This window comes from Bacillus sp. SORGH_AS_0510 (assembly GCF_030818775.1).
GTDB lineage: Bacteria > Bacillota > Bacilli > Bacillales > Cytobacillaceae > Neobacillus.
Map to the genome: position 1 here is coordinate 4321248 of NZ_JAUTAU010000001.1, position 26160 is coordinate 4347407.

The 26160-nt window shown below is 40.7% G+C and carries 23 protein-coding genes and 1 pseudogene; 15 read left to right on the top strand and 9 right to left on the bottom strand.

The window, feature by feature from the left end:
* Positions 1–2 precede the first annotated feature (2 nt).
* The 6 genes and pseudogenes from QE429_RS21965 to QE429_RS21990 all read right to left on the bottom strand — a co-directional run bounded on the left by QE429_RS21965 (position 3) and on the right by QE429_RS21990 (position 6144).
* Positions 3–701, bottom strand: a complete 699-nt coding sequence (locus tag QE429_RS21965; RefSeq protein ID WP_307290047.1) for a response regulator transcription factor — start codon at positions 699–701, stop codon at positions 3–5.
* Between the two features lie 116 nt (positions 702–817).
* Entirely contained in the window at positions 818–2044 is a 1227-nt protein-coding gene (locus tag QE429_RS21970) for an RtcB family protein (RefSeq protein WP_307290048.1), read from the bottom strand.
* Between the two features lie 99 nt (positions 2045–2143).
* A complete protein-coding gene (locus tag QE429_RS21975; protein WP_307290049.1) occupies positions 2144–2371 on the bottom strand; it encodes a hypothetical protein in 228 nt (75 codons plus the stop codon).
* Positions 2368–3069 carry an MBL fold metallo-hydrolase gene (locus tag QE429_RS21980; RefSeq protein ID WP_307290050.1) on the bottom strand — a complete coding sequence of 234 codons (702 nt, stop codon included), beginning with the start codon at positions 3067–3069 and terminating at the stop codon, positions 2368–2370. The genes QE429_RS21975 and QE429_RS21980 overlap by 4 nt, the downstream gene beginning before the upstream one ends.
* A gap of 66 nt (positions 3070–3135) precedes the next feature.
* Positions 3136–3249: pseudogene (locus QE429_RS21985) on the bottom strand (DUF3231 family protein); the annotation flags it as partial.
* A 141-nt stretch (positions 3250–3390) separates the two neighbouring features.
* The gene (locus tag QE429_RS21990; protein ID WP_307290051.1) at positions 3391–6144 is read right to left on the bottom strand and encodes a GTPase domain-containing protein; all 2754 of its coding nucleotides are present in this window, start codon (positions 6142–6144) and stop codon (positions 3391–3393) included.
* Between the two features lie 272 nt (positions 6145–6416).
* Here QE429_RS21990 and QE429_RS21995 point away from each other — a divergent pair, with 272 nt between their 5' ends.
* Complete coding sequence (locus QE429_RS21995; protein ID WP_307290052.1) at positions 6417–6926, top strand: hypothetical protein; 510 nt, start codon at positions 6417–6419, stop codon at positions 6924–6926.
* A gap of 267 nt (positions 6927–7193) precedes the next feature.
* Here QE429_RS21995 and QE429_RS22000 read toward each other — a convergent pair whose 3' ends face one another.
* From QE429_RS22000 to QE429_RS22010, 3 genes are all read right to left on the bottom strand, one after another.
* Complete coding sequence (locus QE429_RS22000; protein ID WP_307290053.1) at positions 7194–7916, bottom strand: amino acid ABC transporter ATP-binding protein; 723 nt, start codon at positions 7914–7916, stop codon at positions 7194–7196.
* Positions 7913–8569 carry an amino acid ABC transporter permease gene (locus QE429_RS22005; RefSeq protein ID WP_307290054.1) on the bottom strand — a complete coding sequence of 219 codons (657 nt, stop codon included), beginning with the start codon at positions 8567–8569 and terminating at the stop codon, positions 7913–7915. Before QE429_RS22005 ends, QE429_RS22000 begins: the two co-directional genes overlap by 4 nt.
* 305 nt (positions 8570–8874) lie before the next feature.
* Positions 8875–9678: a basic amino acid ABC transporter substrate-binding protein gene (locus QE429_RS22010; protein ID WP_307290055.1), complete on the bottom strand. Its 804-nt coding sequence runs from the start codon at positions 9676–9678 to the stop codon at positions 8875–8877.
* Positions 9679–9916: 238 nt separating this feature from the next.
* Between QE429_RS22010 and QE429_RS22015 the strand changes: the two genes are divergently transcribed.
* The 14 genes from QE429_RS22015 to leuC all read left to right on the top strand — a co-directional run bounded on the left by QE429_RS22015 (position 9917) and on the right by leuC (position 26160).
* Positions 9917–10231, top strand: a complete 315-nt coding sequence (locus QE429_RS22015; protein ID WP_307290056.1) for a hypothetical protein — start codon at positions 9917–9919, stop codon at positions 10229–10231.
* Between the two features lie 472 nt (positions 10232–10703).
* On the top strand, positions 10704–10841 hold the full coding sequence (locus QE429_RS22020) for a hypothetical protein (protein WP_307290057.1): 138 nt from the start codon (positions 10704–10706) through the stop codon (positions 10839–10841).
* A 414-nt stretch (positions 10842–11255) separates the two neighbouring features.
* A complete protein-coding gene (locus QE429_RS22025; protein ID WP_307290058.1) occupies positions 11256–11582 on the top strand; it encodes a MerR family transcriptional regulator in 327 nt (108 codons plus the stop codon).
* Between the two features lie 181 nt (positions 11583–11763).
* Entirely contained in the window at positions 11764–13026 is a 1263-nt protein-coding gene (locus QE429_RS22030; protein ID WP_307290059.1) for an ammonium transporter, read from the top strand.
* Between the two features lie 81 nt (positions 13027–13107).
* On the top strand, positions 13108–14094 hold the full coding sequence (locus QE429_RS22035) for a DUF294 nucleotidyltransferase-like domain-containing protein (RefSeq protein ID WP_307290060.1): 987 nt from the start codon (positions 13108–13110) through the stop codon (positions 14092–14094).
* Positions 14081–14815, top strand: a complete 735-nt coding sequence (locus QE429_RS22040) for an exonuclease domain-containing protein (protein WP_307290061.1) — start codon at positions 14081–14083, stop codon at positions 14813–14815. The genes QE429_RS22035 and QE429_RS22040 overlap by 14 nt, the downstream gene beginning before the upstream one ends.
* 364 nt (positions 14816–15179) lie before the next feature.
* Positions 15180–16088 (top strand): branched-chain-amino-acid transaminase, encoded by a 909-nt coding sequence (gene ilvE, locus QE429_RS22045; protein WP_307290062.1) that lies wholly within the window; start codon positions 15180–15182, stop codon positions 16086–16088.
* Positions 16089–16099: 11 nt separating this feature from the next.
* On the top strand, positions 16100–17770 hold the full coding sequence (ilvD, locus tag QE429_RS22050) for a dihydroxy-acid dehydratase (RefSeq protein WP_307290063.1): 1671 nt from the start codon (positions 16100–16102) through the stop codon (positions 17768–17770).
* Positions 17771–18444: 674 nt separating this feature from the next.
* Positions 18445–20172 carry an acetolactate synthase large subunit gene (gene ilvB, locus QE429_RS22055; RefSeq protein ID WP_307290064.1) on the top strand — a complete coding sequence of 576 codons (1728 nt, stop codon included), beginning with the start codon at positions 18445–18447 and terminating at the stop codon, positions 20170–20172.
* Positions 20169–20690: an acetolactate synthase small subunit gene (ilvN, locus tag QE429_RS22060; RefSeq protein WP_307290065.1), complete on the top strand. Its 522-nt coding sequence runs from the start codon at positions 20169–20171 to the stop codon at positions 20688–20690. Before ilvB ends, ilvN begins: the two co-directional genes overlap by 4 nt.
* 27 nt (positions 20691–20717) lie before the next feature.
* Positions 20718–21749: a ketol-acid reductoisomerase gene (ilvC, locus tag QE429_RS22065; protein WP_307290066.1), complete on the top strand. Its 1032-nt coding sequence runs from the start codon at positions 20718–20720 to the stop codon at positions 21747–21749.
* Positions 21736–23280, top strand: coding sequence for a 2-isopropylmalate synthase (locus QE429_RS22070; RefSeq protein WP_307290067.1), 1545 nt, complete (start codon positions 21736–21738; stop codon positions 23278–23280). The genes ilvC and QE429_RS22070 overlap by 14 nt, the downstream gene beginning before the upstream one ends.
* 55 nt (positions 23281–23335) lie before the next feature.
* Positions 23336–24442, top strand: a complete 1107-nt coding sequence (gene leuB, locus QE429_RS22075; protein WP_307290068.1) for a 3-isopropylmalate dehydrogenase — start codon at positions 23336–23338, stop codon at positions 24440–24442.
* A gap of 299 nt (positions 24443–24741) precedes the next feature.
* Positions 24742–26160 (top strand): 3-isopropylmalate dehydratase large subunit, encoded by a 1419-nt coding sequence (gene leuC / locus QE429_RS22080; RefSeq protein ID WP_307290069.1) that lies wholly within the window; start codon positions 24742–24744, stop codon positions 26158–26160.

The following is a 26160-nucleotide window of genomic DNA, read 5'->3' on the forward strand; positions in this document are numbered from 1 at the left end:
TATTACAACTCCCCAAGCTTGTAACCAATTCCCCATAAAGTTTTGATATAGTTTGGTGAAGAAGGATCATCCTCAATTTTTTCACGTAACCTTCTCATATGAACGTTAATGACATTTTCATCGCCATAGTATTCATCTTCCCACACTAAGCTATAGATTTGTGCCTTTGTATATACACGGCTTGGATGCGATACAAATAATTTCAGGATATGAAACTCCTTCGCCGTCAGCTTGATTTCACTGCCGTTTTTATGGACAGAGAAATTCTCCAAATCCAGCGTTAAGTCTCCTGCCGTCAGTATCTTTTTCTCTTGCTTCTGCTCGGTACGCGAATAGTGGGTTGCTCTTCTGATGGCTGCCTTTACTCTTGCCGTCAGTTCAATCATGGAAAACGGCTTAGCAATATAATCATCTGCCCCAAAGCCCAATCCCAAAGCCTTGTCTAAATCTCCGTCCTTCGCAGACATGATTAATACGGGAATCATGCTCTTTTCCCTGATGATTTTCAAAAATTCCATGCCATCCAGCTTCGGGAGCATTAAGTCCAGTAGAATTAAATCAAAGGTATCACGCGCAAATACCTCGAGAGCTTCTTCCCCGTCATATGCTGGTACCACTTCAAAGCCTTCTTTTATAAATTGGCCTTTCACCATATCACTAATGGCCGTATCGTCCTCAACTAACAATATTCTGTATTTCATTTTGTCCTCCACCCTGTTTTTTCCTATATCGTACATTTCCATATTTTGTGTCGAAATTCCTTCAAACGACAAGAAAAAAGAAAAAAGAGACAAAAACCGTCTCTCTCCCACCTACATTATTTTTTATATCGATTAGGTGTGAACTTCTCACTAGCCTTGAAGTTATATACCGGTTTAATAAATCCAGCAATCTCAACCGTTTCTTCAATCTTCTCTAATATTTCCTGCATAGGCTTATAGGCCATTGGTGCTTCGTCTAAGGTTTCTTCGGATACAGAGGTCGTCCAAACCCCTGTCATCGTCTGATGAAAATCTTTCATATTTAATGTTTTCATCGCTTTTGTCCGACTCAAGACGCGTCCTGCTCCGTGTGGTGCTGAATAATTCCACTCTTCATTCCCTTTTCCAACTGCTAATATAGAACCGTCTCTCATATTAATTGGGATAATGAGACGTTCGCCTTTTTGGGCAGAAACGGCCCCTTTTCGTAAAATCATCTTTTCAGTATCAATATAATTGTGGACAGTATCGAACTGGTCAAGCAATTCAAACCCCATGTTTTCAATAATGGTCCGTGCGATTTCTTCACGGTTTGCCTTAGCAAATGATTGCGCCAGCTTCATGTCATGTATATAAAAATGAAAATCTTCGCCTTCTAAGTAGGCTAAATCATTGGGAATCCCTGGATTCTTTTCATTATAGTTTTGTATTGCTAACTGAATTTCTTGGTGTCTCCCATCAGCTTTTAATTGTTCAATGATCTCCGATAAATCATGTTTTTTCAACTTGGAAATTGCCACTTTTTGATAATAGGTGGCAATTTTTGCTCCTACATAACGGCTACCAGTATGAATAGTCAAATAATGGTAGCCTTCGGAATCAACTGAAACTTCGATAAAATGGTTTCCCCCACCTAGTGTTCCTAAGCTATAGCGACTTCTTTTTTCACTTAAGATCTGCTCCGCTTTGAATTCTTGAATGGCAGGAAAACTCGTGTTTATAAATTGGACTGTTTCATCAGAATGAAGATCCTGTCCGCTTGGTACATACGTGCGAATGACGTGATCAAGCTTATTAAAATCGACCTTTTTGTCCTGAAGTTTAACTGTAAGAACGCCGCAGCCGACATCTACACCTACAAGATTTGGGACAACTTTATCTTTTAGCTGGATGGTTGTTCCAATCACACAACCTTTTCCGGCATGATAGTCTGGCATTATACTAATCTTTGTGTCTTTTAAAAATGCTTGATTACACAGCTCGTGGATTTGCTCCAGTGCTGTTTCCTGTGGGTAATTTGAAAATATTCTCGCTTCTGTTTGTGACCCCGTTATTTTAATCACTCGTTTCCCTCCTCCAAAAGCAGATTACAAAAAGGCTACCATTTATGGAGGATTTAAGCAACGGGTTTTATATGACAAAAAAAGACCTAGTCATTTTGACTAGATCCTCTTCTCAACATCTTGTCTAATTAGCTCAACCATATCATCCGAAAGGTTGGCTGGAAGGGAAGTGCCCTCTTTAAATACCCATGCATTAATGACTTCAAGGTCTGCTTTTTTAAAGGTAATGCTGTAATCCTGATTTTGATAGGAAAAATCAGCTGTTATATACTCTTCATTATAAAAATCATCATCAATAATCATATTGCTAATTTCAAATGGCTTCACAAAGTTAGCTCCTTTTTCCCCGTAGTAATTAAATCCATGAAAAACTCCTTAATATTGCCAATTAGCACCCCACCATGACCGGAACACATAGCATCAGCATCAAATGCCGATAAAATTTCTAATCCATTAAGAAACGGGGGAATATCTTTTTCTGACACTCCACCATCACGTAAATACTTCAACCATTCCTCTCGAAGCTCACTTCCCACGGAAACTAACCCATCTGCTGATAACGGGTCTCCAAAGAAGCAAAGAAAATCGCCTGTAAATAAAGTTTTTGTTGGCTTGTGAAAGAAAACAACTGAGCCTGGAGTATGATAGCCAACCAACTGGCATTCAAAATCGCCATAGTGCCCCTGGCTTGGTAGTTCATATAAAAATTGCTCCGGCTCGGAACATTCAATGGTTTCCCTCTCATTGGGGTGAATCAATTTTTTTGCATATTTAAAAGCAGATGCTGCTTGTACATGATCCTCATGACCATGTGTTGCCAAACAAAGAACCACATCCTCAACTGATTTACCTATGCTGCGCAGTGCCTGTTCTATATATTCTGTATGCTGTTGTTTCCCCGAATCGATGACCGTGACGGATTTTCCTTCTACAATAAAATAACAGTTATTATATGAATTCCAGCTTGCATCCCAAACGGCCAGCACATAAATGTTTTCTCTAACTGATTCAAAAATATAATCCACTCGAATTCCTCCTAAAATTCCTCCTCATTCCCTTATTAATAATTCCACACATCTCTATCTATTCCTTTATTCCTTTGCCAAGTCCCTTCGATTGGCAGCTAATGGCGGCTGTTTTAACCACCCATTCGCAATCATAATATTTGCCTCATCCTCTGAATAGTTTAGAATCTCCGCATTTAAACGAGGATAATCTCGAACACCTTCCTACTAATAGCCATTAAGGAATAATATAACCATTATGGAAAAAAGTATGATTAGTTACTGGGCATCATCAACTTTATAAAGCAAAAGGGAGATGCATATAGCATCTCCCTTTTATTATTAATAGATTGTTTGTATACCTCTTCCAGCCACCGTCATCCACTCGAATTGACGCAGTCTTGCTTCAAACAACGTCAATGGATCGCGGAACATCTCAGGATTGGTATTTAGTTTGTTAAGCATCTCTTGGTTGGTTTGGATTGCGGTACGTGTCTCTTCTACCAATTGATTTATAATGGCAACTGGATTTTTAAAGAACAACGTAACATCCCTCTCCAAGGATTTTTCAAACAGCTCAAAAGACTGGAAGAACTGTTTATTTATAGCTTCGATTGCTTCTGTGTAATCTTCATTTTCCACAAATGATTTATATTTGTTAAACAGCAACGCTTTATTTTGAGTAATAGCACCCAATAGCTTTCCTGCACTCTTTAATAAGAATTGTTGCGGAGTTCGACGAAGCAGAATATTGACCGTTTCCAGTTCGAATCGACTTGTCATACGGTCCGTATCCCGGCGCCAATCATCTAGTACTTTAAAATCACATTCCAGCTTTAGTCGTTCGTCGCCATACATTTGGTTAAAGCCTTCGCCCATCTCATTTAAATATTCCTGACTTTGATTGAATTCCTCATGGCAGCTTTCAATCCATTTTTGGAAAGACAGATAGAAATTCGGCATCACCGTTTGTTCTAAATATTCTTGAATCCGTCGATTCATTTCATCATTAAGCTCAAGGTGAATTTTACTAAAATTACTATCTTCCTTAATGAGAGTTGAGCAATCCTGGAGCATTTTCGGAACTGTTACTGAAATATCCTTCTGAATGGTTTCCTTGATTGCACGGTACGAACGAACAATCGCTTTTGCTTTTTGCACTTCCGTATCCCTCAGTTGGTTTACCGCTCCATTTAACTTCATTAACATGTCTTCATTCCACCGGATGGATTCTACTAGTTGATTTTCAACATCAATCCGCTTTTGTAATAGGCTCGAAATCGTAGTTCGAATATAATACAATAGTTTTGCCAAGCGCTTGTCTTCTAGGCTGATTGTAGTTTTAATAGAATGAATAAATTTCGTTAAATCCTGTAGCTGCTGTTTACGATCATATTGAGATGAAAAAGCAAATACGTTTGCATCAGGTAAAACAGATTGAATGACGGACCTAGTTTCATCAAAAACTTTGATTGCTTCCTGTTCATCCACAATGGTATCCATTTTACTTAAGAGAAAATGGATCGGAATATCCGGTGCTATTTCTTGAATTTGATTCAGTAATGTTCTTTCTTTCGCAGAGAATCCAGAATTGGCATCCAGTACAAAAAGAATTCTGTCTGCAACATTTAGGTTTCTAAATACCTCAGGCTGCTCATACTGATTCCCTTTTAATCCAGGAGTATCAATGAATGCTACTCTATTTTCCTGTAAAAATTGGTTTGGCTGTCTATATTCAATAATAGCTTCTAAAGCATTCCGGCGACGGCCCATTCGTTCTAGGAAATCTGAATGGTCTGGCAAAATCGTAAAGGAGTTATCGGTAATTTCAACAACTTCTTCTTCTTCCGCATCTGTAAACATGACGACAGTAGATGTTGGGCTATCCTGTAGCTCTTCGCCTAAAACAGTATTGATAAATGTCGATTTGCCGCTTCCACCTAATCCAGCGATTAAGATGTGCTGGGTGTCAAAGTTACATAGCTGATCAACACGCCACTTTACCCGATTATTTTCACCCATGTCATGCGCTACCGCCCAATCCAGAATGCTATTAAAGAGGATTAAGCACTCATCTCTTTCATCAAAACTTAATTCTGTCGTGCTTATCAATTCTTCTGCTTCATTAACAATCGTTGAACTAATGCTTGTTGGAAAAAGCTCATTCCACGAAAGGACTGCAGCAGAGGAAATAACCACCGTTGATGAGTCTGCAAGGCGCAGCCAATTCGTTAGCAGGTCAGGGATAAACCCTTGCAACATCTTTATAAAATATCTTCCTTCAATTAAGCTCAGATAAGCATCCTTATGTAGCTGAGAAAGGACAGACCAGTTTTCTTCACGGCTGATATCCAAATTTAATAACAAGTGATTAATTTCGTTAATCCATGTAAAATAGGACTCTTCATTTTCGTAGCTTCTCCATAGGGATGTAATCAATTGTTCAAATCTCTCTTTATCTAATGAATACAAGAGAATTAAGCTCTGTGAAAAATACCTTGGCGGATGATTTTTTGTTACACCTTTTTCCACATACGCATTGATGACATCGAACCATTGAATCGATTCCGTACGCATGGCCTCATTTACTGCCAATTCAAGCGCATTATTCCAATCCTGCTGCTCCTCAAAAAATGCGCGGGCAATTTCCGTTACATCTGGATAATCCGGATTGGAAGCAACCGTTTTTTTAATGGTAAACACAGCTGAATCTAATTTTTCTCGCTCAATATATAGTGAAAATAAATGTAAGGATACTTCTGTATTTAAAGTGAGATTATCCGATTTTATTGCTGTGTATAGATCTTCTGCAGTTGAAAGCAGACCCAAATGGTAATAGGCATCTGCAGTATTTTTCTTTGCCCATGGTGCCAAGTCATTACTGATGTTTTCCCATTTAAAAATAGCTGCTTCGTAATCTTTATAATGAAAGTACACTTCCCCTTGGGCGAAACGAATAGATGATAAATCAGGTACATCCTTTTCAGCTTCCTCATGAAAAGCTTCACCAAGTACTTGAATCGGATGAATATCCTCATGTTCATTAATGAACATTTTATAGTAGTTTTTTTCCTTTAATTGTTTTTCTAACGTCATAGTCTTTCCCTCCAATTGCAGCCACTCTATGTCATTCATATGGAAAAGAGGCACAATTATTCCATATAGTATTCGACGGTTGTTTCGAATATAAGTCCCAATTATTAAGATTCTATCAGAGGTATTTTTTAAAAAGATGACAGTTGTATGTCAATTTGGAGTCAAATGTAACTATTGATGAGAAGAAATGTTTACTTTGACGTGCGGGACCTTCTTCCTTAAATACCACAACAAAAGTATAATAAAACCAAAGATCTAAAGGAGAATTGAACTTGGAAAAGGAACAAGCCTTAATTTTGTCCCATCATATAGAAAAAGCTAATCCAGTCTCATATGAATTAAAGAAACTAGAAATTGTTGGCGGTACATTACCTAAATTTCATCAATGGACGAATGGCAAACATACCTTAGCTGGCTATGAAGTAACCCAACTGGATAGTGACTCAGGTTATTACTTTTTATTCATTGATTGGCATCGAAATGAAAACTATTATTTAGTGATTTATGCGCATGATAAATCAACTACTTGCGCGGAGATCCGGCAAGTTCAAGAGATTGAAGGAATTCCCCATTTTGTCTGGATGTATAAGCCGTTTAAGCGCGACGGAAAAAACGATCAAAGAAAAGCTTATTTTAAACAAATGTTTGGGTCAACAACAGTTCAAATCAAACTACCTTCATCACCAAATGAAGTGGGAGACTTCTTCAACCAAGTGTTCAAGCTTTGTCAAAACCGAATCAAAGCTGACAAGATTGTTGACGTATTTAACTTTGATAATTAAGAAAAGCGCAAGCGCCTTGGTCAACCCCGACAGGCAAATGTTCTTCGGCAAGAAAAGTCGCTCTTTGGCTTTACTTGCCGAAGGTTATTTGACCCGAGCTGTAACAATCATCGCTTTATCAAACCATGATTGTTACAAGATACTCAAGGGTGATTATTCAGGATGAAAACTGGCTAGGCACTGGAGCTGGACATTTCTCGAAGTCGAATTTTATATGCTTATCATATAACAAAGGGAGGCACAATAGCCTCCCTTACAAATAACATATTATAATACCTTACTTAAAAATGCCTTCGTACGTTCTTCCTGTGGATTTTCGAATAAATCAACCGGAATATTTTCTTCGACAACGAGACCGCCGTCCATGAAAATAACCCGATCCCCAACTTCTTTGGCAAAGCCCATTTCATGTGTAACCACTACCATGGTCATACCCTCTTTTGCAAGTTGTTTCATAACCTCTAGCACCTCACCAACCATTTCTGGATCAAGGGCAGAAGTCGGTTCATCAAACAGCATGATCTTTGGTTCCATGGCTAACGCCCTCGCGATAGCAACACGTTGCTTTTGCCCACCTGACAAAGAATCAGGGTAGGCTTCAGCCTTGTCCTCCAACCCTACTTTTCGTAACAGCTCTAAGCCTTTTTTTCGTGCTATTTCCGCTGGTACATTCCTTACCTTCATAGGTGCAAGCATAATATTTTCAATCACCTTTTTATGAGGAAATAGGTTGAACTGTTGGAAAACCATGCCTACTTCTGTTCGGACCTTATTGATATCTGTCTGCTTGTCCGTTAAATCCACCCCTTCAATATATACATGACCGCCCGTGATCGATTCAAGCATGTTAAGGCAACGCAGGAAAGTAGATTTACCAGAACCTGAAGGTCCAATGACTACTACAACCTCTTGCGGCTTAACCGTAACATTAATATCCTTGAGAACTTCATTACTTCCAAATGACTTTTTCAAATTTCTTACTTCAATCATTCTGTTGCCAACCTCCTTTCAAGACGTGATAACAGGAAGCTTAAGGAGAGAGTTAATACGAGATAAATTACAGCGGCAGTGATATACGGTTCCCAAACCCGGAAATACTGACCCTGCATGGCTCGTCCCCAATACATTAATTCAGGAGCGGCAATTAGCGCAGCCAATGACGACTCTTTAATAAGAACAATAAATTCATTTCCTAATGGAGGAATCATTCGTTTAAATGCTTGCGGTAAGATGATATTCCACATAGATTGAACATGAGTCATCCCTAATGAACGGGCTGCTTCCATTTGTCCTCGATCAATGGACTGAATTCCAGCTCGGAAAATCTCAGCTATATAGGCAGCAGCATTTAACGATAGTGTTAGAATGGCAGCCGCGATAGCGTTTGTACTCCCGGTGAATAAAGGTACTACCGCAAAATGAATTAGTAGAATTTGCACGAGTAAGGGTGTACCTCTAAAAAAGGTAATATAAATACTAAATGGTAAAGCTAAGAGCTTGTTCCTCATCATTTTTCCTAAACCAATTAATAACCCCAATACCGTTCCAATTATTATACTGGCGATTGAAAGTCCAATGGTTAGTAACGTTCCTTTTAAAAAGAACGGAGCGTACTCCGCTAAAATATCCCAACGAAAATCCATCTTGTGTCCCCCTTATACAGACGTGATGCTCCTTATGCATCGAGTGCGGATGCTAAACTATGTTGCTAAAAATAAAAGGCGGAAGCGCCTCGTTCAGCCCCGACAGGCAAATGTTCTTCGGTGAGAAAAGTCCGCATTTTGACTTTTCTTGCCGAAGGTTATTTGACCCGAGGGGCTAGGCGCTGAAGCTAGATTCAGACAACTATTCCAGTTATCCACACTAGTACCTTTTTTTAATTTCATAATTAACCAAAAATTGCGTAACTGCTAGTTTGAAAGAGTTACGCAATTTTTTAGAGTACCGATTATTGTTGATCTTTTAAAATTTTAGTATCTGGTTCTACCTTAAACCACTTCTTGTAAATCTTTGCGTATGTTCCGTTATCAATTACTTCTTTAATGGCTTTATCAAGGTCTGCTTTCAACTTGCTACCTTTTGGCATCATAAGTCCGTAGAATTCTTTTGCAAATGCACCTGAATCTTCAATAACTACGAAATTATCTTTTGGATTATTTTTCACATATTGTTCAACAACGGTATTATCCGCAACAACTGCATCTGCTCCGCCGCTCTTTAATTCAAGGATTGCTAGATTGTTGTTTTCGAATTTTTTAATTTTCTCATTGTTTTTACCAAGAAGACCTTCGACAGCTTCTTGACCTGTTGTTGCATTTTGAACAGCAACTGTTTTACCATTCTTTAAATCTTCAGCACTCTTGATATCGCTGCCTTGAGGGACGAGGATTTTATTAGTAGATAAGAAATATGGCACAGTAAAGTCATATGATTGCTTACGTTCATCATTAATCGTAATAGCAGAGATACCTAGGTCAGCAGTTTTCTTGTCCAGTTCCACAAATAATGGATCCCAGCCTACATGTTCAACCTTAATTTTAAGACCTGCTTCTTTAGCTACCGCGTTAATGAAATCAATATCGAACCCTACTACTTCTCCTTTATCCTGGTATTCAAATGGTGCGTATGCAGCGTCGGTAACGACTCTTAATGTTTTTCCTCCATCGCCGCCTGTTTTACTTGTCCCACAGGCTGATAGAAGCAAGAGTAATGCCACCATGAAAACCGTTGAAGCTAACTTTAATTTCTTCATTTGTAGACCTCCACTTTTTTATTTTAAAAGTAATTTTACCAAATAATAATAATATTTTGAATATAATTGATTATAACTTTTATTAATTATTTATTCAATTGCAAAATTTTCTTACTATAGTAATACGTTAATAGACTAACGTATCACTTTGTACTATTTTAAAAATAGGCATTCGCCGTTACACTCCAAAAACCTTGGCATAATTTATAGGGTAATATCCCGATAGGAGAGATGCCCAATGAACCCTTATAATTATTACGGAGTCCCGCAACAAATGCCGATTGAATATCACACCTATGTTCCAGCTGAGCAAATGTATCCATATGTCACTCATGACCAATATGATCAGTATGATCCTAACAGACAGCCACAACAGTTAGAACGCCGAGTGAATCAATTAGAGCGACAAAATGAGCGTCAAGAAAGAGAGATCAATCAACTTCAACGTGATGTTAATCAACTGCAACGCCGCCTTCAACGAGTGAATCAACGTGTTCGCGTTCTTGAAAGAAGATTTAACATCCCATTCACACCGTTTGACGGGGAGTATTAATAGTCCTTACAAGAACCAGGTCAGTTTCCTGGTTCTTTTATTTATTGTGTACTTGCTGCCCTCTAGTTACCGTTCTTTCCTTTTTTCTTCCTTCACGGGCACTAATCCTCGCGACTAGTTACCGTTTCCCTTTCTTTTACGCCTTCACGGGCACTAGTCATCTCCACTACTTACCGTTTCACCTTCCTTTTATGTCTACATGGGCACTAGTCACTGTCACTACTTACCGTTCACCAGCTTTTTACGCCTCCACGGGCACTAGTCACCGCAACTACTTACCGTTCACCTTCTTTTTACGTCTACACGGGCACTAGTCACTCCTACTTTTAATAAATCTTACATAGTTATAAGCATTTCTCTCATTGTTTTTTTACCATCAGGAAATAAGCTGTTACCTTTTCTTACACAGTTACTGACAAAGAATACAAATTCAGATAAGTTTTTGAATATAAACACGGAGAGGAAGATTCCTATGAACCAAAGACAAGAAATTCAGTTAGCCAAAAAAATCCTACAGTTAGATCGGCTACGAGATGAGTTGTACGAAGAACTAATGAAGGTAATGGGCTCACAAGCCAATGACCTTTTACGAAAACTACAAAATTACTAAATTCAAAGGCTGTGTTAAAGAAGATTGTTGATTTTTATTCCCTGTTGATTGGAGCGGAAATCAACAGACAAGTTTAACAAAGCCAACCAAAAAGGGGGAGGAAAATGGCCACCCATTTACGTAAAGGTCTTGAGCGATTAAAACAATTCTATATAAAAAAATTAATGGAATCTGAACATAGCGGATCATCCGAAAGCGAGTTACATTCCCTTACGATTAGAGAGCTCGCTAACCTATATAAAAAGACATCCCCCTCTAAATAAGCAGCGTATCTCCTGCACAAGAACCTTCTCAAAAATATTTATATAATATAGTACCAATATCCAGTCGGATGTGAGAAAATCTAACATATAATGTAGTGTATATTATGAATTTACTGACTATAACACGAACAGGGTGTGGTGAGAGTCTAAAATGGGAAAAGATTTATCTTATAAAGATAAGAAGGTAATCACAATCGGTATTGTTAGAGATCTAACCGGTCTTTCAGAGAGACAAATAAGATATTACGAAGAGCGGAAACTTATTTTTCCAGAAAGATCAGCAGGCGGCAGTAGAAAATTTTCTTTTTCCGACGTGGAATTACTGATGGAGATTGCCAATAAAATCGAAGATGGGATTCAAACACACGAAATCAGAAAAGAAATGCTCCGCGAACAAAAGAAAGTCAACCAGGATGCCATTCGTCGAAAGATGATCCAAGGGCAACTGAATGCTCAATTTGGGATTCGAAAAAATTAAATTTACCATTTAATCCCGATTCTTTGCTAGAATCGGGGTTTTTTTATACTGAATATCTCCCCTTTTCCAAAAACCATGTTAGGTTTTCTTACAAACTTATAGAATCCTCCCCTTTTTCATGTAAAAATACAACTACACTAAATGTTATAAAAATTAACATCATTCTAAAGGGGGAGAAAAAATGGATACTTTATTTTTAATGAACAGTTTATGGGTAATGGTTAGTGCTGTGCTCGTTATTTTAATGATCGGGGGGTTCATCCTTCTCGAGACCGGCTCAACTAGAATGAAGAACGCAGGACATATCGCTGGAAAAACGATCCTTACCTTTGGAATAAGCTCCATTGTGTTCTGGGCAGTAGGTTATGGATTGATTTTCGGTAAAGGAAATCCTATCATCGGCTTTTCCGACTTCTTATATTCGGGCTATGATATCAAAGGTTTATCACTCTCTGGTGCTGTATTCTTTTTATTTCAATTAGCTTTTGCAGGAATTTCACTAACGATCGCTTTCGGAGGATTTGCGGAACGTGCGAAGTTGAGTGCCTACCTCGTATTCTCTGTCCTTTTCTCGGTCATTGTCTATCCTCCTATCGCTCATTGGATCTGGGGCGGCGGTTGGTTAGCTGAACATGGAAAACAGGATTTTGCTGGTTCGACTGTTGTTCATTTAACCGGTGCTATGGCAGCTCTTGCTGCTACTATTCTTTTAAAACCACGTATTGGGAAGTTTAATAAAGACGGTTCTGCCAATAACCTTTCGGGTCATAATCAAGTGTTCACTGCATTAAGCGTATTACTTTTATGGGTAGGTTGGTTCGGTTTTAACGCAGGTAGTACCCTATCCGTCGACAAAGGATTTTTCGGGTTCGTTGCCATTAATACCAATCTAGCTGCGGCGGCTGGAACAGTAGCTGCTATGATTATTTCCTGGATGGTCTTAGGAAAAGCGGATGTACCGATGATGTTAAACGGGGCTTTGGCAGGTTTGGTGGCTATAACTGCTTCCTGTGCATTTGTTGATACATGGGCAGCTGTTCTGATCGGTTTTATTTCCGGTATTCTCGTATTCTATAGTATTCGTTTCTTCGAAAGCAAGGGAATTGATGATCCAATTGCTGCTTTATCTGTTCATGGAACAGCAGGGGTTTGGGGCACCTTATCCACTGGATTTTTCGCAACAAAAGAATTAGCAACGGTTGGAAAGCCAGGTTTATTTTACGGAGGAGGCTTCCACCAGTTAGGCGTTCAAGCACTAGGTGTATTCACTTGCGCGGCATTTGCCTTCCTTATATCGTTTGTTTTATTAGCACTTATGAAAAAGTTTATGAATGGACTGCGTGTAACCGAAGAGGAAGAAATCATCGGACTCGATATGAGCGAACATGGCAGCTATGGATATCCTGAGTTACTATCAAATGATCAAAAACTTAAAGCACAATAACTTGCTACAATTGGCGGGACTGATCCACATCAAGCGGGTCAGCCTCTGCCTTTTACATTTTTTTATGAGGAGGTGTTAAGGATGGAGTCTGGCATTTATGAAGCAATTGGCAAGTTTCGACAATCTCATATACAACAAGTTGCTCAAGACCATTTGTTGTTAAATGAATTTCACCATCAAATTTTAACTAAAGTACTAGAGACAGCGATCCAGCACATTTCGCTTCGCTATGGCCCTTCACCCACTCCTTTTTCATTTTTTGTCATGGGAAGTGCCGGTCGGAATGAGCAATCGATTTGGAGCGACCAGGACCATGGATTGATTTATACGGATACATCTGATGTGGCGAAGTCCTATTTTTTAGCTTTAGGAAAGGAAATTTCTAAGGGTTTATATCAAGCTGGATATCCTTATTGTGATGGAGGAATTATGGCAGGCAATCCTCTTTGGTGTAAATCATTATCTGAATGGCAGGAGCAATTAACAAAATGGACAACGGAAGCCTCTTGGGAGTCCATTAGGTATCTGCTAATCTTTCTTGATGCCAGATCGGTTTACGGTGTGGCAGAGTATGTGAAAATTTTGAAACAACAAATCTATCAAACGGTTAATAACCAACACCTTTATAGCAAATTACTCAATAATACACTGCATCTTAAAAAGGGAATAAACGTGTTAGGCCAACTGTTAGTAGAGACACACGGTCCACATACAGGATCACTAAACATAAAAGAACTTGGCTTTTTACCCTTTATTAATGCAATTCGCCTAGCCGCTATTAAAGAGCATGTGTTGGAGACCTCTACCCTATCACGTTTAAAAAAACTCTCCCTTACATGGATGTCAGCTAAAGAAAGAGATATTTATATCCAGCAATTTACACAGCTTCTGAACTACCGACTCCGGTATTGTCATTCAACGGATTACGATTCAGGGCACTATCTGCCAATTAGACATTTAACAAAAGATCAAACCAGAGAGGTAAAGGATATCATTAAAAGCGGATCCGCCCTCTATCACAACGTTAGAAAGCTACTAGAAAAGGACGATACGTATGGGGATGAATGAGATGATCCAATTTTTCAAACAAATATCTGGAAAAATTAGTCCGAATATTTACGCAGGTATCCAAGGCCAATCTACACCACAGCAAATCGCCTTTCTTAGACAGGTTCAAAGAGAAATGAAACAAAATAACGCCTTAGAATCTCCCCTGCACGAATTAAAGGTTGTTGTTTTTGACTTAGAAACGACTGGATTTCATCCGGATAAGGGTGACCAAGTGATTTCCATTGGAGCTGTAAAGATGGTCGGTAGCCAAATTAGAGAGGCAGAGACCTTCTACTCATTAATCAAATCAAATCTTCCACTTTCGGAAGAGATTGCTGCACTTACTAATATCCAAGAATCAGAGCTTAAGGCAGCACCATCTGCCTCCGAGGTATTGATCAAGTTTATGCAATTCATTAAAAGTGATAGTTTAATCGCACACCATGCAAAACACGAACAATCCTTTATGCAAAAAATGACTTGGGATCTATTACGAACAAAATTTAATCATCGAATTATCGATACCTCCTTCTTAATTCGACTCTCTAACCCCTCAATCAAATCTTGGCCACTTGAAGATGTATGTACTCAATGTGGAATTGATATAAAAAATAGGCACCATGCACTTGGAGATGCGATGATGACCGCACAAATTTGGAGCCATTTTTTACAACTGGCGCATATAAAGGGATTTACTAATTTGCAGGAGGTGTATGAATACCTTGCTAAAATAGATTAAGAGATCCCTCTCTTCTTTCGGGTATTCCTATTACGATTTCATCGTATACCTCCTGCCTCCCTCTTCTAAATTTCCTCCGATTCTCTCTAATTGCCACTCATTTAAAAAAATTTCTAAAATTTTTTTCTTCTTCTCTTTCCTATTACAGCAATAATGAAAACGCTACCAATTATTTTGATTGTTTTGAATTGTCAGATTTTTATGTTGACCATGTTATCGATTGGTTGTATGATTATCGAAAATAATCATCTATAAGATATTACAGCCTTTGCACATCACCTTTTCTTAGATGCAGCAAGGCAATTCTTTTAAACTAAAAATTTAGCTATTTAAAGCGGTTTATTACTAAAGAGGAGTGGTTAGGTTGGGAAGTCAATGGATTTTCCTTGGCGGCGAATTCGTCAAGAAAGAGGATGCTGTTATTTCAGTATATGATCACGGTTTTTTATATGGGGATGGCGTATTTGAAGGCATTCGCGTATACAGCGGAAACGTCTTTAGACTAGACGCTCACCTTAAAAGACTGTACGAATCAGCTCAATCCATTATGCTGGATATTCCTTATACACAGGAGGAAATGACGCAATTAGTTGTTGAGACAATTAGAAAAAACCAACTGGACAGCGCCTATATTCGTGTCGTTGTTTCACGTGGTAGAGGAAATTTAGGCCTGGACCCTTCATCCTGCTCCAATCCAAATGTAATCATTATCGCTGAGGAACTTACCATGTATCCACAGGAGTTTTATGAAAACGGGATTAAAATAGCTTCCGTAGCTAGCAGAAGGAATCGCCCAGATGTACTAAGTCCACAAATTAAATCGCTTAACTACTTAAATAATATCCTTGTTAAATTAGAAGCCAATCAGGTAGGGGTTCAAGAAGCCCTCATGCTGAATGACCAAGGTTATGTAACTGAAGGTTCTGCTGACAATATCTTCATTGTAAAGAATGGTGTCATTTACACCCCTCCAGTCTATTTAGGAGCATTAGAAGGAATTACCCGCAACGCCATCATCGATGTTGCAAGAGCGAAAGGGTACGAGGTTAGGGAATCACCATTTACCAGACATGATGTGTATGTTGCTGATGAAGTGTTCTTAACGGGAACAGCCGTTGAAGTCATTGCTGTTATTGAAGTTGATCGCCGGGTGATCAAAAATGGAAAACCTGGTGAAGTTACGAACGAACTATTAAAAGAATTTAGACGAATTGTCACAACAGACGGAGTGGCTTGTTATCCAGAAGGTGCAAACCATGCCATTGTCAGTTAGGAGATAGATACATGCGAAGCGATATGATTAAAAAGGGAATTGACCGTGCCCCCCACCGCAGCCTTCTATATGCAACTGGGGTAAAAACGAGTGATTTAGAAAAACCATTTATCGGGGTTTGTAACTCGTTTATTGAAATTATTCCCGGACATAAACACCTTAATCATTTCGGTGAGATTGTAAAAGAGGCAATCCGCGAAGCTGGTGGAATTCCTTTTGAATTTAATACAATTGGCGTTGATGATGGAATAGCGATGGGCCATATTGGTATGCGCTATTCCCTCCCTAGCCGTGAAATTATTGCCGATAGTGCCGAAACTGTTATTAATGCCCATTGGTTCGATGGTGTGTTTTACATACCAAACTGTGACAAGATCACACCAGGAATGCTGATGGCTGCCGCAAGAACCAATGTACCATCAGTATTTATTTCAGGTGGTCCAATGGAAGCAGGCGTCTCTCCTTCCACAGGAAAAAACCTTTCCCTCACTTCTGTATTTGAGGGTGTGGGTGCTTACCATAACGGCACCATTAGTCAGCAGCAGCTCCTTGAAATTGAAACTCAAGCCTGCCCAACTTGTGGTTCTTGCTCTGGAATGTTTACAGCAAACTCCATGAACTGCCTCATGGAAGTGTTAGGAATGACGGTACCTGGAAATGGAACGATTGTTGCTACTTCTGATGAGAGACATGAACTGATTCGCCAGGCTGCCAGACATTTGATTGACTTGGTGAAAAAGGATATTCGTCCACGAGACATTATTACGAGAGAAGCCATTGATAATGCCTTTGCACTTGATATGGCAATGGGCGGATCTACTAATACTGTGTTACACACTCTTGCTATTGCCCATGAAGCGGGTATCGATTACGATCTCCGCGAAATTAATAAAATTGCGGAAAGAGTCCCTTACCTTTCTAAGATTATGCCAGCATCTGATTTTTCAATGGACGATGTTCATCGTGCCGGCGGGGTAAGTGCCATTATCAATGAACTATATAAAGTAGATGGTGCATTGCATGACAACTGCCTAACAATTACAGGAAAAACTCTTAGAGAAAATGTGAAGGATGCCACAATTACCAATCAAGAAGTCATCCGCACAAAAGATAATCCATATAGTCCTGTTGGAGGCCTGTCCATCCTTTATGGAAACATTGCACCAGATGGCGGTGTCATCAAGGTTGGTGCTGTCGATCCTTCGATTCAAACATTCCTTGGAGAAGCAATCGTCTTTGATTCTCAGGATGAAGCATTAGAAAGCATTCATAACGGAACGGTTAAAGCCGGCCATGTAGTGGTCATCCGCTACGAAGGTCCAAAAGGCGGTCCAGGAATGCCAGAAATGCTAGCCCCTACCTCCGCTATTATGGGCCGAGGCTTAGGGAAAGAAGTAGCTCTAATCACAGATGGCCGTTTCTCAGGTGCTAGCCGCGGAATTTCCATCGGTCATATCTCACCTGAAGCAGCTGAAGGCGGACCAATTGGCCTCGTTGAAAATGGGGACAAAATTCTAATTGACCTCGAAGCACGTTCAATTGAGCTTGTCGTTGATGATGAAGTGTTAGCAACTAGACTTGCTGCATGGGTAAAACCAGAGCCAAAAATTAAAACTGGTTATCTAGCAAAATATGCAAAGCTTGTTACATCTGCCAATACTGGAGGGGTAATGAAAATATAAAGAAAAGTGGGTACGACCGCTTGATAATGGGATCTACTAGTACCCCTCCCCTTCCACTGAGAAGTAAAGGTACTAACTTTCGTTCCATCCTTGACAACAAAATAAACGAAATCGATGACGGGAATAAAGGAATAAGAATTTGCATTTTCAGAGAGCTGGGGTTGCTGGAAGCCCAGTAATGCACCTTATTCCGACATCATCCCTGAGTATTGTGCTGAACGGTCCTTGCTTAGTAGGCTCAATCAGGTGTTGTTTCTTAACACCTGTTATCAAAAGAAGCGTTATTCAATTTGTTGTCGCTTCATAAGGCAGTATTCGTAAGAATGCTGTAGAACCGGGTGGTACCGAGAAAAAGAAAGGCCTTTTCTCCCCGATTATTCTGCTAATGATCTACTTCACTGCAGTTTATTCGGGGAGGATAGGGCCTTTTTTACTATTTTTGAGGACATTTAATCTTTATCTACACATTTTTGATAGATATCTACACAAATTTAGAACTTATCTACACGATTTTAATGGATATCTACACATTTTCTAACTTTATCTACACATTTTTGCAATATATCTACAAATCTTCCAAAGAGTTGAGAAACTCAACCTACTTTATTTTACAAGACCACAGCCATACGCTGAGTTTTTCTAATATTCAATTATCCGCAAGGAGGGATTACGACGTGAAAGTAGAAGCAAAAAAGCTGGAATTCCAAACCAGTACTGAACCCAAAACAGGTGCCGACCTTCTGATCGACTTATTGAAACAAGAAGGTGTTGATACATTATTTGGGTATCCAGGAGGTGCCGTCCTTCCGATCTATGATGCCATCTATCGGGCAAAAGGAACCATCAATCATATCCTTTTCCGCCACGAGCAAGGTATGATCCATGCTGCTGAAGGATATGCTCGGATTACTGGAAAACCTGGAGTAGTCATTGCCACTTCAGGGCCAGGTGCCACGAACCTGGTAACTGGAATTACCGATGCCATGATGGATTCCCTTCCGCTCGTAGTATTTACAGGGCAGGTTGCACGGAGTGTCATCGGCACAGACGCCTTCCAGGAAGCAGACGTGATGGCTATTACAACACCAATTACCAAACATAATTATCAAGTGCAATCTATTTCCGATTTACCAAGAATTGTGAAGGAAGCTTTCCATATTGCTTCTACCGGCCGGCCTGGCCCAGTCTTAGTCGACATTCCAAAAGATATTTCGGCAGGAGAATTAACAGAAGAACCAAAAGAAGCTTTTATCAATCTACCAGGCTATCAGCCAACAACCAAACCTAATCCATTACAAATTAAGAAACTGGCAGATTCTATTTCTAAAGCAAAAAAGCCGGTTGTCCTCGCCGGAGCTGGAGTTCTTCACGGCAAAGCTTCAGTTGAACTGACTGCTTTTGCTGAAAAATACGATCTTCCAGTAGTCACTACACTACTTGGATTAGGTGCCTTCCCTGCTGACAGCCCTCTCTCCTTAGGAATGGGCGGGATGCATGGAACATATGCAGCAAATATGGCTTTATACGATTGTGATTTACTTATCAATTTTGGCGCACGGTTCGATGATCGCTTAACTGGGAACTTGAAACACTTTGCACCAAATGCAAAGGTAGCCCATATCGACATTGACCCTGCCGAAATTGGAAAAAACATACCAACACAAATTCCAATTGTTTCTGATACACGTGAGGCATTATTGGAATTAGCGCAGCATGAGGTGGAACAGCCGGAGCACCAAGCCTGGCTAGCAACACTCCAACAGTACAAACAGGAATATCCGCTTTGGTATAAGCATGATTCAAACGGAATATGTCCACAGTGGGTAATTGAGGCTGTTCATAAAGTAACGAATGGAAATGCCATTGTTGCAACTGACGTAGGTCAGCATCAAATGTGGGCCGCTCAGTATTACACTTTTAAGCAGCCACACCGTTGGATCACATCAGGTGGACTTGGCACGATGGGCTTTGGCTTTCCTGCCGCCATCGGAGCACAAATTGCCTCACCAGAAAGTACAGTTGTTGCTATTGTAGGAGACGGAGGTTTCCAAATGACCCTTCAGGAATTATCGGTCATTTATGAAAGAAACCTTCCTGTAAAAATCATCATCGTTAATAACGGGGCACTCGGAATGGTTCGCCAATGGCAGGAACTACTGCATGGAAACCGTATTTCTGAATCTATCCTTCATACTCAGCCTGATTTCGTCAAGCTGGCTGAAAGTTACTCGATTCGCGGTGTTAAAGTGAACACACAGGAAGAGCTCATTACAGTCTTACCAGAAGTTTTTGCACACAATGGCCCAGTTCTTGTTGATTGCCGCGTTCTTCAACAGGAAAAAGTGTTTCCAATGATTGCACCAGGCAAAGGAATCCATGAAATGATTGGGGTGAAACCATGAAACGGATCATAACAGCCACTGTCCAAGACCGAAGCGGCGTCCTAAACCGGGTCACAGGCCTCTTACAAAGACGGCAATTCAATATTTCAAGCATCTCTGTTGGGCCGACGGAAACCGAAGGCATCTCTAAGATGACGTTAGTAGTCGAAGTGGAAGACGACCAACGCCTTGAACAAGTAACAAAACAATTAAACAAGCAAATTGATGTATTAAAAGTATCCGATATTACGGACAAAGCCATTGTTGCAAGAGAGCTCGCTCTAATCAAGGTAGCCAGCAGCAGCCAGCTCCGAAGCGAAATCAACGGAATCATTGATCCGTTTCGTGCCTTAATTATTGATGTCAGCAAGGATAGCTTAGCCATCCAAATCACAGGACGCCCTGATAAAATCGATGCTCTGATTGAGCTGCTCCGCCCTTACGGTATTAAAGAAATTGCCAGAACAGGACTGACGGCCCTTCAAAGAGGACATCAACCGCAAGTAAATGAATTAGCTACGTACTCACTATTAAAATAAAAACTATTCCTGAAAGGATGATTCATTATGGTAAAGGTACTTTATAACGGAGATATTCAAGAGGCAGTTTTACAAGGAAAAAAAGTTGCGGTAATCGGATATGGTTCACAAGGTCATGCACATGCTTTGAACTTAAAAGAAAGTGGATTTGATGTAGTGGTTGGTCTTAGAGGCGGCAAATCATGGGATAAGGCAGTTGAAGATGGACTTGATGTTCGTTCTGTAGCAGAAGCAACTGCTGTTGCCGATGTGGTCATGGTTCTTCTTCCAGACGAAATGCAACCTAAAGTGTATGAAGAAAGTATTAAACCAAATCTTGAAGCAGGTAATGCTCTTGTTTTTGCTCACGGCTTTAATGTTCACTTTAGCCAAATTGTCCCTCCAGCTGATGTAGATGTCTTCCTCGTTGCACCTAAAGGACCTGGACATTTAGTAAGACGCACATACACTGAAGGCGCTGGCGTTCCTGCCCTTTACGCTGTTTATCAAGACTATACTGGTCAAGCGCGTGAAGTAGCTCTTGCATATGCAAAAGGAATTGGATCTGCTCGTGCAGGTGTGTTAGAAACTACATTCCAAGAGGAAACAGAAACAGATCTATTCGGAGAACAAGCGGTCCTATGTGGAGGTACAACGGCTCTTATCAAAGCAGGCTTCGAAACACTTGTAGAAGCAGGTTATCAGCCTGAGGTTGCCTATTTTGAGTGCTTACACGAATTGAAGTTAATCGTGGACCTTTTATATGAGGGTGGCTTAGAAAACATGCGCTATTCTATTTCAGATACAGCTCAATGGGGAGATTTCGTATCTGGACCACGCGTTGTAAATGAGGATACAAAAGCAAGAATGAAGGAAGTTTTAAAAGATATCCAAACTGGCGTGTTTGCAAAAGGCTGGATCCTTGAAAACCAAGCAAATCGCCCACAATTCAACGCAATCAATCGCGCTGAGAACAATCACCAAATCGAGGTTGTTGGCCGAGAACTTCGTGCATTAATGCCATTCATTAAAAAGCCAGTAAATGCGAAGAAGGAAGTGGTGGTAAATGGTTCACGTTAACATCTTTGATACAACCTTACGCGATGGTGAGCAGTCACCTGGTGTGAATTTAAACCAGCTCGAGAAGTTAGAGATTGCAAGACAGCTAGAACGATTTGGTGTAGATATTATGGAGGCCGGCTTCCCGGCTTCCTCACAAGGAGATTTTGAAGCAGTACGAGCGATTGCCCAAACGATTAAAAATGCATCCGTTACAGGCTTGGCACGCGCGACAAAATCAGACATTGACATTGCGTGGGATGCCTTAAAAGATGCGGCTGAGCCTAGATTGCATGTGTTTCTTGCTACCTCCCCTATCCATATGAAATATAAGCTAATGAAAACACCCGAACAAGTCACACAAACGGCAGTGGACATGGTCGCTTATGCTCGCCAAAGATTCCCGCAGGTGGAATGGTCTGCAGAGGATGCTTCCCGCTCTGACCTTGACTTTCTGGTTCAGATTATTACAAAAGTAATTGATGCTGGGGCAACCGTCATCAATCTACCTGATACGGTAGGCTATACAACACCGGAAGAATATGGCCGCATGTTCCGCTACATTCGAGAACATGTACCTAATATTCATAAAGTATCCCTTTCTTGCCACTGCCACGATGACCTGGGTATGGCAGTCGCAAATAGCCTTGCTGCCATTGAAAATGGAGTGACACAAGTAGAGGGAACAATCAACGGAATTGGTGAACGTGCCGGTAACGCCTCTTTAGAGGAAATTGCTGTAGCCTTAAATATTCGTAAAGATAAGTATCCTTACACTACAAATCTAGTATTAAAAGAAATCAAACGTACAAGTGATCTTGTCAGCCGTTTTACAGGTATGTTAGTCCCTCCTAACAAAGCGGTTGTTGGAAAAAATGCTTTTGCCCATGAGTCAGGTATTCATCAGGACGGCGTGTTAAAAAATACCTTAACCTATGAAATTATTACACCTGAATTAGTTGGGGTTAAATCCAATGATTTAGTCCTCGGGAAACACTCCGGCAGACATGCATTTAAGGACAAAATTGAGCAAATGGGCTACACCCTATCTCCTGAAAAACTAGGTAAGGCCTTCATTGCTTTTAAACAATTAACAGACCGAAAAAAAGAAGTAACGGACGAAGATTTGTTTACGATTTTAACCGATATCCAAACGACATCAGTCGATGTGAAAAAATACGAACTTGTTGCTTTCCAAGTACAATACGGTTCAGCCAATCTCCCAACTGCGACGGTAGCATTAACTACTCCAGAAGGAATCCGTGTAGAAACTGCGCGTACAGGATCAGGAAGTGTTGAGGCTCTAATGAACACATTAGAAGCACTCATTAAAGAAGAAATTCATCTCACAGATTTTCGATTAAGTTCCGTTGGCCAAGGCCGAGATGCCCTAGCTGAAGTTCACGTAAAAATGACCGTAAACGGAGTCAAAGTCAGCGGCCGCGGATCAGCGCAAGACGTACTAGAAGCATCAGCCAAATCATTCCTAAACGCAGTAAACCGCGTATTTTATAACCAAAAAGCATTAGTAACAGAAACAGCTATTTCTTAAAAGTATGGGCGTAAGCAAACGCCCTTATTTTAAAAAAAATGAGGAGGTTGCTCTAATGAAAAAACATATTGTCTTACTTCCTGGTGATGGAATCGGTAAGGAAGTCATTCATTCAGCAAGAGAAGTATTAAGCGCCGTAGCGGAAGAATATAATCATTCATTCAGCTTTGAGACCCATGAAATCGGAGGAGCAGCCATTGATCAATACGGCACTCCCCTTCCAGACTCAACGGTTGATGCCTGTAAGCAGGCAGATGCAGTATTACTTGGAGCAGTCGGTGGGCCAAAATGGGATCAGAACCCTTCCCATTTACGTCCAGAACGCGGCTTACTTGGAATCCGTAAGGCACTTGATTTATATGCAAACTTAAGGCCAATCAAAGGATTCAAAAATCTTCTCCATGCATCACCTTTGAAGGAAGAAGTAGTATCTGGCAGTGACCTCCTTATTGTACGTGAATTAACGGGCGGCCTTTACTTTGGAACACCAAGTGAACGACGTGATAATGGAAATGCTGTGGTAGACACACTAGCTTACACACGTAAAGAGATCGAAAGAATTGTAGATAAAGGTTTCCAAGCGGCTCAGCAGCGACGCGGGCACTTAACCTCTGTTGACAAAGCCAATGTGCTTGAGTCCAGTAAACTATGGCGCGAAGTAGTGGAAGAGAAAAAAGCTCAATATCCAGATGTGGCTGTTGAACATGTGTTAGTAGATGCAGCAGCAATGAAATTGATCACGAATCCCACTCACTTTGACGTAATCGTTACTGAGAATCTTTTTGGTGATATCTTAAGCGACGAGGCATCCGTACTAACAGGTTCGCTTGGAATGCTTCCATCTGCCAGCCTACGCGAAGATGGAGTTGGTCTTTATGAACCAGTTCATGGCTCTGCTCCTGACATCGCAGGAAAAGGGGTAGCTAATCCAGTTGCGATGATTTTATCCGCTGCGCTCATGTTACGTTATTCCTTCCAATTAGATGATGAAGCGAAGGTAATTGAAGACGCGGTTCAGTCTGTGCTTGATGCCGGCTTCCATACCGGTGATCTTCAGGTGTCAGATGGACGCCTTGTTGGAACTGTAGAAATGACTAATTTAATCGTGGATTACATTAAATCACAAAATGCATCCAAGTGTATCGCCAGCTGTTATTTTTAATAGAGACGATTGAATCCGCCATTTTTTCTTAAAGGCTGTGTTAAAGAACAGTGTTGATTTATACACTCTGTTGATTGGAGTGGAAGGCGCGAATACTCCTGTGGGAGTATGGTTCAGGGGAGACCCCGCAGGCGCGTTTCTCCGAGGAGGCTCGCCGGAAACACCCACGAACCGCTCGCGCCTGGAACGGAAGTCAACAGGCAAGTTTAAGAGAGCATCCTTAAAAAGAAAGCTTGGCGGATTCCTTGCAAATTTTTCAAAAGCAAACATCTAAATCTATTAACGTGAGGAAGAAAGCTATGCAAACACCAAAAAATATCATCCAAAAAATCTGGGAACAACATGTTGTCCATCAAGAGGAAGGCAAGCCCGATTTACTTTATATCGATTTACACCTCGTACATGAAGTAACCTCTCCTCAAGCATTTGAAGGCTTACGAATGAACGGACGCAAAGTCCGCCGTCCGGATCTTACTTACGCAACAATGGATCATAATGTTCCTACCCGGCAGCGTCTTGTTATTAATGACCCCATTTCTAAAAAGCAAATTGATACCTTACAGGAAAACTGTCAGGAGTTCGGTATTACATTGGCTGACATTCATCATCCAGACAATGGAATCGTCCATGTTATTGGTCCTGAGCTTGGCCTCACCCAACCTGGAAAAACTATTGTCTGCGGGGATAGTCACACCTCAACCCATGGTGCATTCGGGGCCTTAGCCTTTGGTATTGGTACAAGTGAAGTAGAACATGTTCTTGCCACCCAAACGCTTTGGCAGGCTCCGCCAAAAACTCTTAATGTAAAAGTAAACGGAAAACTTGGAGTTGGCGTAACAGCCAAGGACCTCATTCTAGCGATCATTGGCAAATTTGGCGTCCAATTTGGAACAGGTTATGTAATGGAATATACTGGGGAAGCGATTCGTGCCTTGTCCATGGAAGAACGGATGACCGTTTGTAACATGTCGATCGAAGCTGGTGCAAGAGCAGGCTTGATCACTCCTGATGAAACAACCTTTGAATATTTACGAGGCCGCCGTCACGTACCACAAGGGGAAGCTTTTGAAGAAGCAGTTGCAGCTTGGAAATTATTAGCTACTGACGAAGGTGCTACTTATGATGCAGTGGTTGAAATTGAGGCTGCAGAAGTCGAACCTCAGGTTACATGGGGAACCAATCCTGGTATGTGTATTCCTGTCACAGCCAATGTCCCAAGTCCGGATGATGTTGAAAGAGCTAGCGAAAAGGACGAAATTAACCGCGCGCTTGAATACATGGGACTTATAGCTGGTGAACCAATTTCAAATGTAAAAATTGATCATGTGTTCATTGGTTCTTGTACCAATTCACGGTTAAGCGACCTGCGGAAAGCGGCAGAAGTGATTCGTGGCAAAAAGGTCAATCCTTCCGTTACGGCGATTGTTGTTCCAGGCTCGTTTAGTGTAAAACTTGCGGCGGAAAAAGAAGGCTTAGATGTCATCTTTAAGGAATCGGGCTTTGAATGGCGTGAGGCGGGCTGCAGTATGTGTTTAGCCATGAATGATGATATTGTCCCTGCTGGCGAACGCTGTGCCTCCACTTCTAACCGGAACTTTGAAGGAAGACAAGGAAATGGCGCACGTACACATCTTGTCAGTCCTGAGATGGCCGCTGCGGCTGCGGTTGCAGGTCACTTTGTTGATGTTCGTCAATTCACTGCTCAGGAGGTTATGTAA